14 protein-coding genes are annotated in these 13,005 nt (G+C 56.6%); 9 read left to right on the top strand and 5 right to left on the bottom strand.

Annotated elements, in window-relative coordinates:
• Nucleotides 1-73: 73 nt before the first annotated feature.
• The 5 genes from tsaD (at nucleotide 74) to H151_RS0105840 (ending at nucleotide 4,092) form a co-directional block, all read left to right on the top strand.
• Nucleotides 74-1,183 (top strand): tRNA (adenosine(37)-N6)-threonylcarbamoyltransferase complex transferase subunit TsaD, encoded by a 1,110-nt coding sequence (gene tsaD, locus H151_RS0105860; protein WP_019960717.1) that lies wholly within the window; start codon nucleotides 74-76, stop codon nucleotides 1,181-1,183.
• Nucleotides 1,184-1,209: 26 nt separating this feature from the next.
• Complete coding sequence (locus H151_RS0105855) at nucleotides 1,210-2,211, top strand: NAD(P)H-dependent glycerol-3-phosphate dehydrogenase (RefSeq protein WP_019960716.1); 1,002 nt, start codon at nucleotides 1,210-1,212, stop codon at nucleotides 2,209-2,211.
• A 35-nt stretch (nucleotides 2,212-2,246) separates the two neighbouring features.
• The gene (locus H151_RS0105850; protein ID WP_019960715.1) at nucleotides 2,247-2,540 is read left to right on the top strand and encodes a YciI family protein; all 294 of its coding nucleotides are present in this window, start codon (nucleotides 2,247-2,249) and stop codon (nucleotides 2,538-2,540) included.
• Nucleotides 2,541-2,543: 3 nt separating this feature from the next.
• Complete coding sequence (locus H151_RS0105845) at nucleotides 2,544-2,882, top strand: Rieske (2Fe-2S) protein (protein ID WP_019960714.1); 339 nt, start codon at nucleotides 2,544-2,546, stop codon at nucleotides 2,880-2,882.
• 904 nt (nucleotides 2,883-3,786) lie between these two features.
• Complete coding sequence (locus H151_RS0105840; RefSeq protein WP_019960713.1) at nucleotides 3,787-4,092, top strand: usg protein; 306 nt, start codon at nucleotides 3,787-3,789, stop codon at nucleotides 4,090-4,092.
• A gap of 3 nt (nucleotides 4,093-4,095) precedes the next feature.
• Here H151_RS0105840 and H151_RS0105835 read toward each other — a convergent pair whose 3' ends face one another.
• The gene (locus H151_RS0105835) at nucleotides 4,096-4,731 is read right to left on the bottom strand and encodes a hypothetical protein (RefSeq protein WP_019960712.1); all 636 of its coding nucleotides are present in this window, start codon (nucleotides 4,729-4,731) and stop codon (nucleotides 4,096-4,098) included.
• A 181-nt stretch (nucleotides 4,732-4,912) separates the two neighbouring features.
• On the opposite strand from H151_RS0105835, the gene H151_RS0105830 reads away from it, so the two are divergent.
• Nucleotides 4,913-5,455, top strand: coding sequence for a CC0125/CC1285 family lipoprotein (locus H151_RS0105830; protein WP_019960711.1), 543 nt, complete (start codon nucleotides 4,913-4,915; stop codon nucleotides 5,453-5,455).
• Between the two features lie 54 nt (nucleotides 5,456-5,509).
• Here H151_RS0105830 and H151_RS15590 read toward each other — a convergent pair whose 3' ends face one another.
• The 4 genes from H151_RS15590 to H151_RS0105810 all read right to left on the bottom strand — a co-directional run bounded on the left by H151_RS15590 (nucleotide 5,510) and on the right by H151_RS0105810 (nucleotide 10,896).
• Complete coding sequence (locus H151_RS15590) at nucleotides 5,510-6,067, bottom strand: GNAT family N-acetyltransferase (protein ID WP_019960710.1); 558 nt, start codon at nucleotides 6,065-6,067, stop codon at nucleotides 5,510-5,512.
• A gap of 15 nt (nucleotides 6,068-6,082) precedes the next feature.
• The gene (locus tag H151_RS0105820) at nucleotides 6,083-7,417 is read right to left on the bottom strand and encodes a hypothetical protein (protein ID WP_019960709.1); all 1,335 of its coding nucleotides are present in this window, start codon (nucleotides 7,415-7,417) and stop codon (nucleotides 6,083-6,085) included.
• A 192-nt stretch (nucleotides 7,418-7,609) separates the two neighbouring features.
• Entirely contained in the window at nucleotides 7,610-9,718 is a 2,109-nt protein-coding gene (locus H151_RS0105815) for a putative bifunctional diguanylate cyclase/phosphodiesterase (RefSeq protein WP_019960708.1), read from the bottom strand.
• Nucleotides 9,719-9,885: 167 nt separating this feature from the next.
• Complete coding sequence (locus tag H151_RS0105810; protein WP_019960707.1) at nucleotides 9,886-10,896, bottom strand: adenosine kinase; 1,011 nt, start codon at nucleotides 10,894-10,896, stop codon at nucleotides 9,886-9,888.
• Nucleotides 10,897-11,020: 124 nt separating this feature from the next.
• On the opposite strand from H151_RS0105810, the gene H151_RS0105805 reads away from it, so the two are divergent.
• The 3 genes from H151_RS0105805 (at nucleotide 11,021) to H151_RS0105795 (ending at nucleotide 12,959) form a co-directional block, all read left to right on the top strand.
• On the top strand, nucleotides 11,021-11,941 hold the full coding sequence (locus H151_RS0105805) for an ATP-grasp domain-containing protein (RefSeq protein ID WP_019960706.1): 921 nt from the start codon (nucleotides 11,021-11,023) through the stop codon (nucleotides 11,939-11,941).
• A gap of 98 nt (nucleotides 11,942-12,039) precedes the next feature.
• The gene (locus H151_RS0105800) at nucleotides 12,040-12,495 is read left to right on the top strand and encodes a hypothetical protein (protein WP_019960705.1); all 456 of its coding nucleotides are present in this window, start codon (nucleotides 12,040-12,042) and stop codon (nucleotides 12,493-12,495) included.
• Entirely contained in the window at nucleotides 12,492-12,959 is a 468-nt protein-coding gene (locus H151_RS0105795; RefSeq protein ID WP_019960704.1) for a hypothetical protein, read from the top strand. The genes H151_RS0105800 and H151_RS0105795 overlap by 4 nt, the downstream gene beginning before the upstream one ends.
• The last annotated feature ends 46 nt before the right edge of the window (nucleotides 12,960-13,005 follow it).

Genomic DNA, 13,005 nt, shown 5'->3' with positions numbered 1-13,005 from the left:
ACCTAGGTGTTACTCAATTTCGTGGACTAACAAAACCAAAGTGTCTGATTTTCCTGTTAATCACGCCGCCCAAATGGAAGCGGTATCTTGGACTGTTTTGGGCCTGGAATCGAGCTGTGACGATACAGCCGCAGCCATAGTGCGCCTATATGCCACGGGAAAAGTTGAGGTTTTGGCCAATGCCGTACAAAGCCAAAACGCCGCCCACGCCCCCTTTGGCGGGGTTGTCCCGGAAATTGCCGCACGCGCCCATGCCGAGCGTATGGATGGGCTGGTCGCCCAGGTGATGGAGGCCGCGGATCTGCGATTCGACGCCTTGGATGCCATTGCCGCAACCGCCGGGCCGGGTCTGATCGGTGGGGTGATGGCCGCCCTGATGACCGCCAAAGGTTTAGCGCTGGGCACCGGTAAGCCCTTGATTGCCGTCAATCATTTAGAGGGCCATGCCCTGTCCGCGCGTTTGAGCGCGCCTGTGGCCTTTCCCTATCTGCTGCTCCTCGTTTCGGGCGGTCATACCCAATTATTGATCGTGGAAGATATTGGCCAGATCACCCGGCTTGGCTCCACCCTTGATGATGCCGCCGGGGAAGCCTTTGATAAAACTGCAAAAATCATGGGACTTGGATTTCCGGGCGGCCCCGCGGTAGAGCGCCTGGCCCGCCAGGCCAGCGCGCCCGAACGCTTCACGCTTCCGGTGATGCTCGCCAAGGATAAAAGTTGCGATTTTTCTTTTGCGGGCCTGAAAACGGCGGTCAAGCGCGCCTATGACGCGCTTGAAAATCCCAGCGACGCCGATAAAGCCGATCTCGCCGCAGCCACCCAAAACGCCATTGCACGCCATCTGGCCCAGCGCACCGCGCGCGCCATGGCGATCTTCAAAGACCGCTTCCCAAACCTAACCGAGCCTTTACCCCTGATCGTGGCCGGCGGGGTTGCGGCCAACAGCGCCATTCGCACCCGTCTCACCGATTTGGCCCGCGAAGAAGGCTTCACCCTGATTGCCCCGCCGCACGAATACTGTACTGATAATGCCGCGATGATCGCTCTGGCCGGTGCGGAGCGATTGAAGCGCGGCTTGACCGATCCTTTGACTGCCCCGGCGCGTGCGCGCTGGCCCCTTGATGAAGCCGCTGCGCTGGCCACGCCAAAAACCGGGGCTGGGCGTAAAGGCCCCAAAGCCTGAGCCATCCCTTGCCTTGGAGACAAACAATGAGCGAGATCAAACATATTGGTGTGATTGGGGCGGGGGCCTGGGGCACTGCCCTGGCGCAGACCGCCGCCAAAGCCGGTCGCCAGGTTACGCTTTGGGCCTATGAAGGCGATGTGGTCGAGGCCATCAATAGCGCCCATGAGAACACGGTATTTCTGCCCGGCGTCACGCTCGATCCCGCTTTACGCGCCACGCAGACTTTAAGTGATCTCGCCGCCTGTGACGCCATCCTGTCCGTGACCCCCGCCCAACATATGCGCGCAGTCATGACGCAATTTGTGCCCCATACCCGCGACGGCCTTCCCATCGTGCTCTGTTCCAAAGGCATTGAGCGCGGCAGCCTGATGATGATGAGTGAGGTCCTGGCCGAGACCAATCCCAAGGCCCGCGCCGCCGTGTTATCTGGACCCAGCTTTGCCATTGATGTCGCCAAAGGCCTTCCCACCGCGGTCACCCTTGCCTGTGCCGATGAAACCCTGGGTAAAGCCCTGATGCAGGCGATCAGCGCGCCAACCTTCCGGCCCTATTATGCCGATGATCTGATCGGCGCGGAAATTGGCGGGGCGGTGAAAAACGTGCTCGCCATTGCCTGCGGGATTTCTGAAGGCAAGGGCCTGGGTAAATCTGCCCATGCGGCCCTCATTTCGCGCGGATTTGCGGAACTGACGCGCCTGGCCATCGCGATGGGGGCCAAGCGCGAAACCCTAAGCGGCCTATGCGGGCTGGGCGATCTGGTGCTGACGTGTTCCTCGCCGCAATCACGCAATATGTCGTGCGGCCTGGCGCTGGGTCAGGGTCAAAGCCTGGACGCGATCATGGGTGAGCGGCGCGCTGTCACGGAGGGTGTCGCCAGTGCACCAGCTATTGTAGAGCTGGCCGCCAAGCACGGGGTTGATATGCCGATCTGCCAGGGCGTGCATCACATCCTATCCGGTGGGGCCGGGGTGGAGGAGATGATCACGGCGCTTCTCTCTCGCCCCTTGACCGAAGAAGGCCATTAGGCCCCCCGCCTTCCAACCGCATAAAGGATCAGACCATGCTCTATGCTGTCACCTGCCAAGATAAACCCAACATGCTCGACACCCGGCTGGCCAACCGTCCGGCCCATCTGGAATGGGCCGATCGCGCGGATAGCCAGATCAAAGCGGGCGGGCCATTATTGGATCAGGACGGCCATGCCATCGGGTCATTGCTGCTGGTTGAAGCGGCCAATCCTGAAGCCTTACGTACCTATCTGGAACAAGACCCCTATGCCCAGGCCGGCGTGTTTGAACAAGTGACCTTTGTGCCCTTCCGCTGGACGATCAACCCACCGGCTGAGGGTCTTTAAGCCATGACTACGCCCTTACCGCCGAAAGGCACGGTTCTGGCCAGCCTGGACGCGATCCAGGACCCCGGCGGCTATCCCACCGAATTTGAGGATTTGCCGATCATTGTGGTGCGCAGCGCCGATATCGTGCGCGCCTATATCAATGTCTGCCCGCATGCTGGACGGCCTTTGAGCCTGCCCTCCGGCAAGATGCTGATCTCCAAAGGCGAGCACATTGTCTGCCCTTTCCACGGGGCAAGCTTCGCGGTGGAAACCGGGGCCTGCACCGGCGGCCCGGCGGGCAATGCGGGCCTAAAACCCATTCCCGTGCGTGTTGAAAACGATCAAGTTGTCGTAGCCTAAGGCTTCACGCCATTTAAAGGCTGTGGTGTGTCATCGCGAATCAAGTCCGGGATAACAGGTTTTTTATTCCTCACTGACGCTGCGGGCGGACGGTCGTCCTTGCGACCCTTCGCGCCGACCTTGTCCTGCCAGACTTGATCTGGCATCCATGCCGTGAGCGGGCCTCACATTCTGATCGACCAGAACCAAGCTCAACCCGTCCGGCATGGACCCCAAATCGAGTTTGGGGAGACAGGTGTTAGACTTATCCTCCCCTGCAAAGCGGGGGAGGTGGTCCGTAGGACCGGAGGGGGCAGTTTTGGACCTCGGATCAAGTCCGGGGCCGCGTTATAGATAACACGCCAACCCGGTTCCCGGCCTTGAGCCGGGACCCATAGTTCACAATCTCTCTTCGCACTGCTGCGAAGCCTTAAGTCAATACCAGCCATCGCGGACAAGTGTCAGTGAGGTCCGGGATCTAAAACCCTTGCCATGAAACACAATGGATCCCGGCTCAAGGCCGGGATGACAGGTTTTTTTATTCCTCGCTGACGCTGCGGGCGCGCGTTCGCGCTTGCGACCCCTTTAGGGTCGATGGACCCCGGATCAAGTCCGGGGCCGCGTTTGAGATAAACGCCAACCCGGTTCCCGGCCTTGAGCCGGGACCCATAGTTCACAATCTCTCTTCGCACTGCTGCGAAGCCTTAAGTCAATACCAGCCATCGCGGACGAAGGTCAGTGAGAGCCGGAATGACAGCTATGGGACTTTATCCCTACTGCAGTGCGAGGGCCCAAGCTCTAAGACCATTGGCAGCAGCAGGCCGCGCATACTGCTAACATACAGAATTTATTTACAAATTAAGCGCCAGACTTATCCTCTTACCCACAAAAAGGTCAAGCCTTTTATGTTGAGACGGAGATAAAAATGGACGCAAAGGACTTTGCCTACAGCCCAGCCCAGGATCAAGACAGCGATATGGCCCTGCAATTAAAGGGGTATCGCCTGACGACCTGCGAGATTTTATATTATCTGCCCGACCATCCATCGCTGTTACAAAGCTTTATGTGGCAGGCCTATGATTTAGCGCCGAAATTCCCGCGCATGTCGCGATTTCTGGATTTCTGGCGGCGCGAAATTATTGCCGTGATCCACTCGGTCAATCTGGCCCATCAAGACCGGATTGCCCCCAGCCAATGGCGCGATATTGCCTTCCTCGGACGGCTCAATTAATCGCTAGCGCGCCAAGGAAAAGCCGCAAGCCTCGGGCAGGCGCCGCTCAAACAGCAAAATCTTGCCCGATAGCTGCGGCAGGTCCGCAAGATCAAAACCGCTGGCGCGAAGGCTGGTCGCGGGGCTCGCCGCATCATCAAAGCGTGAGAAGAAATCCAGCTCATCACGCTCAAACCAATATTGCGCGTTGAGATACAGACAGGTGCAATGATCGCGCGTTTCGCGCAGGCGCTCATAGCAGAAATACTCCAAACGCTCGCGCGGGGTATCAAGATCAAAGCCCTCACCCTTGTCTGAACCGGCCTGAGAGGGCGCAGCGGGTGCTTGATCGGCGAAGATCGCACCGCCAGAGGAGGGTTGAGCGGAAGGCTCATCACGGGTGATCCAGCGCGGGCCGTCCTGCTCGGGCGCGCTTACCGCTTGGCCGGTTTGCGCCGGGGTATCAGCAAAACGCCCTGAGGGGTTTTCCGGGTCCAAACCGCGCGGGGTATCATCCAATTGCGAGAGGCTGGGGCGTTCAGGGCGATCCACCGAAGCGGTACGGTTTTGACCTAACACCCAGATCAGCGCGCCCGCGATGATAACGACCACCACAACAACAGCGATCCCAACCGCGCGATAGATACCATCACCTGACATGCCCGACCCCTCTTCTCGTTCATCCCCATAGGCTATGGCCCAAACGCCCCCATTTCGCCAAGCCTTAATTTATCCCGAAATCACCCTATATAAAGATCATGAGCAACCTATATGGCCTTGTCCGAGACGGGGTTAATACCATAGTATCAGGTTAACGGGCCAAAACGAAGGAGGGTTCACGATGAAATACTCGGTTTTTGGAAAATATGCGTTTTTGGGATTAGCCGCGATGGGGCTGACCTTAAGCGCCTGTTCGGCGAACTCCACCCCCTATCAGGCCATCTCCGACACCAGCCGCTATGGCTATAGCGAGCAACGCATCGAAGGCGATCGCTATCAAGTGCGCTTTGCGGGCAATTCCCTGACCGATCGCGAAACGGTGGAAACCTTCCTCCTCTATCGCGCGGCGGAGCTCACCCTGACCCAGGGCTATGATTTCTTCCATGTCGTCAATCGCGATACGGATGAGGAAACGCGCTATCGCGGGAATGCCTATGACAGCCATTACGGCATGCATTATCGCTATTACCATCCCGCCTATGGCTGGTATGGCTGGCGCGACCCGTTCTGGGATGACATCAATATGCGCGAGATCAGCCGTTATGAAGCCTTTGGCGAGATCGTGATGGGCCATGGGGCCAAACCCAATGATCCCAACGCCTATGATGCGCGATCAGTCGTGGAAAATTTAGGACCGCGGGTCCGCCAGCCGTCTACACGTTAAAACTGACATATCAATCAATAAACCCCGAAGCCAGAACTGGCTTCGGGGTTTATTTTATTCTGCCATATCAAAAGCGGGATGATAGCTCAGCGTAACCGGCGCATCATGAGAGCCCAGGGGGCAGCGATCTTCATCGCGGATCAGAACCTGAAACGCCGCCGTCAGGTCTGGATCATCGCCGCGATCTTTGTCCCAGCGCCAGCCGCGCGCGGAGGCTGGGACAAAACCGAACTGAGCGTAATATTTCGGGCTCCCCAGGACGACGACAAAGGGCACGGGCAGCCATTTCAAATGTTCCAGCCCGGCCGCGACCATCGCCGCGCCCAAACCTTGGCGGCGTACGCTGCCATCAACCGCCAAAGGCCCTAGCCCCAGACCAAACAATTCCACACCCGCCGCGGTCTTGGCCGTCACCGGCGAAAACAGGATATGGGCGAGCACATGCTCATGATCGCCATGGGCGTGAGCGCCGACCAGCTCCAGACTATCGGCATCGGCGGCGCGAAGAATACGCACGATCTGCGCCTCTTGCGGACCAGGAAAGGCCGCGCGTAATAGCTGATCAATCTCATTATAATCGCCCTCGCGGGCGGTACGAATAGTGACACTCACGCGTGAAAAACGCCTCTACATCCCGCCGCCAACGCGGTTTTTCCAATACCCGACATCTTCAGCGTATTTACCCACAACTTCGCCCAGAACGGCGTTCAATTGCATCGAGTGATAACTGATCCATTCGCCCTGATCGATTTCCTCCATACAGCTCATGGAGTTTTTCAAGAACAGACCATAAATGACGATAAGCAGGATGAAAAGCAGCGCAAAGACCCATCCCAGGTCGACCAGGCGCGTGGTCAGGTCAAAATCGGTAAAGCTGGAGAGAAGGCCCGAGGCCCCAAACACCATGCATAAGAAGGCCAAAGGCACCAAAAGCAAATAATAAGATGAGTTGCGCCGGATCTGATAAATGCCGTTACGCACAAAGCTTTCAATGAAGAAAACCCGCATCCCGATCCAGATGATATTGGTATGCCACAGCTGGGCATTGCGCGCGATCACGTGAACATCGCGTTCCTGCCCCACGGTCACAGACTTGGCTTTACCGGCTGCGGTACGATAATGATCGTTCAAGCGCGCGAGATAACGCGTCAGGAAATTGGACAGCTCGCGCGCATTACTGCGCTGATAGGGCGAATATTCAACGAAGAATAAGATCCACATGATCAAGGCCGCCAGCAGGGTTGAAGCCAGGGCAAAAATCACCGAGTTAAACGCGTGCTGGGAAATCGGCAGCGCTTCAACGCCTTGTAAAGCCCCATAAATATCCAGCGAATGACCATCATTATACATGATATTGATCACCAGGGTCGCCGAAAGAATGGCCGAAAACCAAACCGTCAGCTTACGGACATTGGCATTCATCATCTTGCGCATTTCGTTGATCAGGAAGAAGACCCCGCTATCGGCTTCTTTAAACATGTCAACGATGACCGCAGCTTCAGCGTCTTCATAGAGCGAGGACGGGTTGGCGGTGATGTCCACCTTATGGGTCATAAAGGCCTGACCTTGGCGATTATAGGCCTCTGCCACCTCATCGCTCAGTTCTTCAGGCACGCGCATAAAGCCCACGCGGATATTCACCCAGCGAAACAAGAAGCCATATTGGCTGATAAAGCTGCGCTCATGCTCATAATCGGCTTGCGGGCCCAGGGCTTTTTCAAGATCGGTATCCTCGCGAAAGGCGCGCTCGGTCACGGCCAAGGCACTCGGGCCGAGATCGCCCATCTGGCGACGCCCGGCTTTGGGAATAATGCCAATCAGACGCAGACAATAGCGAATAGGGAAAGTGATCAGCTTGAACAGGCGCCCCAACCATTGGAAGGGCGCTTTACGGGCCAGGATCAGCCCCATGGCCAAGCCCAGACAGCCTAAAAGAATAATTGCGAATAGGGTATTCGTCATCGCATCCCCCTTCCCCACGCTAGGTTTGCGTTAAAATGTCCCACCAAGTTTCAGCTTAGCACTTTTCGTTAACACTTAGCTAGCGCCAGATGAGGCGGTGAGATGGTTTTTCGCCTGAGGGGACATAAAAAACAAAAGCCTGCCTCGAAAGAGGCAGGCTTTGTTCGCATCGTAAATCTTAATCGGGGACGATTAGATACCCGCCGCAGCGGCACGCGCCGCGGCTTCATCAGAGACCGGTTGCGCAAAGCGCATCAGATCTTCCAGAGGCATCGGACGGCCAAAGAGATAGCCCTGGGCCAAGGTCGCGCCTTGCGCCTTCAAGAAGGCCAGCTGCTCGGTCGTTTCCACGCCTTCGGCCACGGTTTTCAGCTTCAAGGCCTTGGCCATCGCCAAAATCGTCTCGACCACGATGCGCGCATGAGGATCATCCGACATGTCGCGCACAAAGCTCTGATCGATCTTGAAGACATCGAAGGGCATCCGCGTCAGATAGGAAAGCGAGGAGTGACCGGTGCCGAAATCATCGATCGCAAAGCTGACCCCACGCGCCTGCAAAGGCTCGATAGAATTGAGCACCCGCTCTGGATCGCGCATGGCAACAGACTCAGTCAGTTCCAATTCCAGCAGGTGCGGCGGCAATTTGGCATCTTCCAGGGCTTCCAGAACACTGTCTGCAAAGCCTTCGCGCTCAAACTGCATGGCGGAGACATTGACCGCGACCGGGATTTCGATACCCAACTCGCGCAGTCCCGCAATCTCGTGACAGGCTTTACGCAAAACCACATCGCCAATATCACCGATCAAGCCGCATTCTTCAGCCGCCTGAATAAAGGCCCCCGGCGATAACAAGCCGGCAGAGGGGTGGCGCCAGCGCACCAGCGCCTCAGACCCGGCCAGGCTGCCATCCGCCATACGGATTTTCGGCTGATAATAGACCACCAGCTGGTCATCTTTGACGGCTTCACGCAGCTCGTTTTCCAGAACCAGACGCTCGAAAGCCCCTTGGTTCATCGACGCTTCGAAGAATTCATAGGAATTGCCGCCATTGCGCTTGGCTGCAGCCATCGCCAGGTCAGCATGACGCAATAAAGTCTCTGGATCCGCGCCATCTTTAGGGAAAATCGCGACCCCAACAGACACGCCCAGGAAGACTTGGTGGCCAGAAATTTCAAACGGACGGCGGATTGCATCGACAATCCGGCGCGCCACACGGGCCGCATCCGAGGGATCACGCAGGCGAGGCAGCAGCAAGGTGAACTCATCCCCACCCAGACGCGCCACCATAGAAGGCTCGCCGCCTTCACCGCCATGTGACAAGTCCCAGCCGCGCGCGGCTTCGCGCAGACGACGCGCCACAGCCTCCAATAAGCGGTCACCTTCGCCGATCCCCAGGGAGTCATTGACGCGCTTAAACCGGTCAAGATCGAGGAAGAGCACCGCGCCTTCATCATCTTCTTCCACGGCACGCCGGGTCACATGCTCTAATTCCTTACGGAAACGCTCGCGGTTCGGCAGTTCCGTCACCATATCGACATAGGCCAGGCGATGGATGCGCTTCACCGAAGCATCCAGACGCGCGAACATGCGGTTAAAGGCATTGGCCAGCACTTCCAGCTCATCGCCCGTATTTACATCAATGCGCAGATCCAGCTTGCGAGAGGAGGCCAAGCGCGCCGCCTCCGTCAATTTGCGAACAGGCCCCAGAGATTTTCGCACAGCAAAGGCCGCCAGTGGCAAGAAAATGGCCAGCGCCGCGATCGCAATCATCAATTGGCGGCGCAGTAATTCGCCCGCCGGACGGGTCACCGCTGAGGTCGGCACATTGACCACCACCGCGCCAATGATGCGCCCATCATAAAAAATCGGCTTGGCGACGCGGATGATATTCTCACGCACTTCAATACGCGCTTCGGCGGCACCCAGCGCCATGATCACCAGAGGATCGGCCGCACGCGCACTATCAGCAAACTCCGTCTCGCCCGCCTTGGTAATGACCGAGCGCAGAGGATCCACGATATAGATCCCCTCCACATCATCGCGGCTGACAAAGCTGTCGATACGCCGTGAGACCTCTTCGACATTGCCCCGCGCCAGATAGGCGGCGGTATCGCCCGCGAGCAAGTGAGCAATAAGCTCTGAATGCTCCAGGGACCGTCGCCGGTTCTCAACAGAGGTCGTTTGATAATCGATACCGGTCAGCAGTGCGATCGCGGCAATCAAGACGCCCGCGCACAGCAAGGTAAATTTCATCACGAGCGAACGCATCACACGTGAAACGGCATGTTGTATCGGCGCCATTCGGCCCCCACCAAGGTCTGCACGCACATCTTCTGGTGCGCTATTAGACCCGAGTATGACCAAATGAGCTAAAAATCACGTTAAAGCCGAAGAGAGATCCCGTTAATGCCTTCTAACGTTTAGTAAATCGCCCCATAAGACCAATGAAGAAGCCTTAAGAAAAGGATTTAGGCCTGATCAGACCATTCAATCCCGGCCGAATGAGCAAGCTTTTCAAGGGATTGCTCCGGGCGCGCACCAATATGAGAAATGATCTCAGCCGCCGCAACTGCGCCCAAACGCGCGCAAATGTCCCATGACGCCCCGCGCGCATAGCCCAAAAGGAAGCCGGAAGCGAAAAGATCACCTGCACCGGTTGTGTCAAGAACTGCAGAAACTGGCGCTGCCGGTGTCACGACCGTCTCATCTTTGGAGATAACAACGGCCCCTTTTTCAGATCTGGTCACCGCCGCAACCTGGGTATCGGCGCGCACTTTTTCTAAGGCCGTATCAAAATCATCCGTTTCATAAAGCGCCATCAGCTCTGCTTCATTGGCGAACAAAAGATCAATATGGTTTTTGACCAATTGCAGGAAGGATGTGCGGTGACGATCCACGCAAAATGTGTCTGATAGGGTCAAAGACACTTTACGCCCGGCGGCCTTCGCCGCTTCTGAGGCTTTGACGAAAGCCGCCTTGGCTTCTTCACGGTCAAAAAGATAGCCTTCAAGATAGGTGACGGTCGCGGCCTGGATCCGCTCCACATCGACATCAATCTCATCAAACATCACCGAGGCACCCAAGAAGGTATTCATGGAGCGTTGAGCGTCCGGCGTAATCATGATCAGCGAGCGCGCAGTGGCAGGCCCGCCGCGCAACGCTGCCGTTTGGTAATCAACACCAATGGCGCGCATATCATGGGCAAAGATTTTTCCCAGCTGATCATCGGCAACTTTACCGATATAAGCGCCGCGCCCGCCCAGGCTGGCGATGCCCGCCAAAGTATTCGCCGCAGATCCGCCAGAGATTTCACGCCCCGACGGCATCAGATTATAGAGAATTTCCGCACGATCTTCGTCGATCAAATTCATTGCCGCTTTTTCAATCTTGTTCTGGGTCAAGAATTGGTCGTCTACCTGGGCAAAGACATCGACGATGGCATTGCCGACGCCAGTGACGTCAAAGCGGGTCGCGCTCATATGAATATCCTATTTGTATACAATCACGAGAAGGGTTAGCCCTCCCCTAGCGTGACTAAGAAAAACACGCAAGTTTTGATAAGCACACCGCCTTTTTCTACGCCTTACGGTCAGGACTCCTACAATGACACAGACAATCGCGTTTTTGATCTCTTCCAATGTTTGCCCCGGCCATCCCGATGCAGGACATTATGCCCTTGAGTTCACCCGTGAATTCGAGGCCCTAGAGGGACCATGTAAAGAGGCAGGCTTTATCCTGAAGGCCGTTGTGTGGGACGACCCTGCGCTCAACCCGGATGAGTATGCGGCCATGATCGTGGGGCCAACCTGGGATTATCCTTTAAAGCAGGACTTGTTCTTAGAGACGCTTGCGCGCTTTGAGCGTCATTGTCCTGTGTTCAACCCGGCAAAACTGGTGCGTTGGAACCTCGATAAATATTATTTACAAGATCTGGCCGAGCGCGGGGTCAAGACCGTACCGACCCTATGGGCCGATCACGCCGATGAAGCGACGATTTCAGCGGCCTTTAACACGCTGGGCAGTGACACTTTGGTGGTGAAACCGCGCGTCGGAGCTGGGGCTTGGCGTCAAGCCAAAATCAAGCGCGGCGAGGCCCTGCCCGCACCCGAGGCTCTGCCCCCGGCACAATGCATGATCCAACCCTTCCTGCCCGCCATCGCCACAGAAGGTGAATATACTTATCTTTATTTTGGCGGTGAATTCTCACACGCTTTGGTCAAGCGCCCCAAGGCCGGGGATTACCGGGTTCAAGGCGAACATGGCGGCCAAGAAGAAAAAATTGAGCCATCAACGGACGATCTCGCCGTCGCCAAGAAAGCCCTGGATGCGGCCTGCACCCATTTAGGCCTCTCCAGCATTCTTTATGCCCGCGTCGATCTGGCGCGCGGTCTGGATGGGGAGCTGGCCTTGATGGAGCTGGAAATGATCGAGCCCTATCTCTACCCGTTAGAAGGCCCCGGCATGGGCGTGATTTTTGCGCGCGCCTTAGCCCGCCTTCTCGATGAGGCTCTGACGAACGCCTAAGCCACAACGAGGGTGAGTTTGAAAAGAGAATTTACTTTTCTCACTCACCCTCAACCCCTATAAGAGCCAAAATCGAACTTAGCTCTATAGGAAATATAATGTCTGTTACTGCCCTTCTATCGCTCAGCGCCGCCTTAATGATCCAAAGCGATGCCCCAACACCGCGCGCCCAAGACATCGAAAAGATCATCTGGGCTGCGAGCGAATGCTATCTGGGCTGCCTGCAGGAGCCTAAAGTCGTGACACGCGATTTAGAGGTTCATCGCGGCCTTGCCGGTGAAGACATCGGCATTTCCATCACGCGCGAAGAATGGGATGAGATCACCCAAGCCATCGCGGCCGCGGATTTTTTCACCTTTCCGGGCGCGATAGCCCCGGGGTCAGAGGGCTGTGACAGCTTTGATTTTTCCGGCCCCTTCTATGCCCTGGAAGTACGCGCAGGCCATGTCAGCCATGGGGTAAGCTATGTTGAAGCTTGCGGCCATAGCCAGATGGATGCCCTCATCGCGCAGATCGAAACCATTGCCCCTCAACTTTCGCAGTCAACCCAATGATGTTAAGCACTTTACTACTTGTAGGGGCGCTGAGTGCGCCCAGCGCGCTGGACATTCAATCGGTCAGCTGGAGCGTGGATGCCTGTCCACGCGGATGCCATCACCGTCAGACAGAAATTTATGCGGATCTGACGCGCGAAACCGTACGGGTCAGCCCTGACATTCGCACTGAAGACAGGGATCACATCAGACGAGCGCAATGGGATCGTCTAAGCCATGCTTTAGGGGCTGCGAATATTGCGAGCCTGCCGGAAGACATCTCCATAGATAGCCCCCAGCATTGTCCTGGCCTGGTCATGACGGAACGCACATTCACTATCCAGGTTGAGACACCGGACGACACTTATGGCATCTTCTATGTTCAAAATTGCCATTACGCGCCGCTCGACATCTTGATCGGCGCAGTCGGGGATATTCTGCCTGGGATTAATACCCTGCCGGGTCTGGATGAAACACCTCAGTAAGTTCATTAGATCAAGCCCATAGGGTGCGACAATCCACACCTTGAAG

It is taken from the genome of Woodsholea maritima DSM 17123, from assembly GCF_000382325.1.
Taxonomy (GTDB): Bacteria; Pseudomonadota; Alphaproteobacteria; order Caulobacterales; family Maricaulaceae; genus Woodsholea; species Woodsholea maritima.
The sequence above is the reverse complement of the archived record's forward strand: the minus strand, read 5'-3'. Positions and strand labels throughout refer to the sequence as shown.

Excerpts from the sequence above, each read along its gene's own strand:
- H151_RS0105805 (WP_019960706.1), top strand. The coding sequence starts at position 11,021 with ATGACACAGACAATCGCGTTTTTGATCTCTTCCAATGTTTGCCCCGGC.
- H151_RS0105845 (WP_019960714.1), top strand. The coding sequence starts at position 2,544 with ATGACTACGCCCTTACCGCCGAAAGGCACGGTTCTGGCCAGCCTGGAC.
- H151_RS0105795 (WP_019960704.1), top strand. The coding sequence starts at position 12,492 with ATGATGTTAAGCACTTTACTACTTGTAGGGGCGCTGAGTGCGCCCAGC.
- H151_RS0105810 (WP_019960707.1), bottom strand. The coding sequence starts at position 10,896 with ATGAGCGCGACCCGCTTTGACGTCACTGGCGTCGGCAATGCCATCGTC.
- H151_RS0105830 (WP_019960711.1), top strand. The coding sequence starts at position 4,913 with ATGAAATACTCGGTTTTTGGAAAATATGCGTTTTTGGGATTAGCCGCG.
- H151_RS0105850 (WP_019960715.1), top strand. The coding sequence starts at position 2,247 with ATGCTCTATGCTGTCACCTGCCAAGATAAACCCAACATGCTCGACACC.
- H151_RS0105815 (WP_019960708.1), bottom strand. The coding sequence starts at position 9,718 with ATGGCGCCGATACAACATGCCGTTTCACGTGTGATGCGTTCGCTCGTG.
- tsaD (WP_019960717.1), top strand. The coding sequence starts at position 74 with ATGGAAGCGGTATCTTGGACTGTTTTGGGCCTGGAATCGAGCTGTGAC.
- H151_RS0105840 (WP_019960713.1), top strand. The coding sequence starts at position 3,787 with ATGGACGCAAAGGACTTTGCCTACAGCCCAGCCCAGGATCAAGACAGC.
- H151_RS0105855 (WP_019960716.1), top strand. The coding sequence starts at position 1,210 with ATGAGCGAGATCAAACATATTGGTGTGATTGGGGCGGGGGCCTGGGGC.
- H151_RS0105835 (WP_019960712.1), bottom strand. The coding sequence starts at position 4,731 with ATGTCAGGTGATGGTATCTATCGCGCGGTTGGGATCGCTGTTGTTGTG.
- H151_RS0105800 (WP_019960705.1), top strand. The coding sequence starts at position 12,040 with ATGTCTGTTACTGCCCTTCTATCGCTCAGCGCCGCCTTAATGATCCAA.
- H151_RS0105820 (WP_019960709.1), bottom strand. The coding sequence starts at position 7,417 with ATGACGAATACCCTATTCGCAATTATTCTTTTAGGCTGTCTGGGCTTG.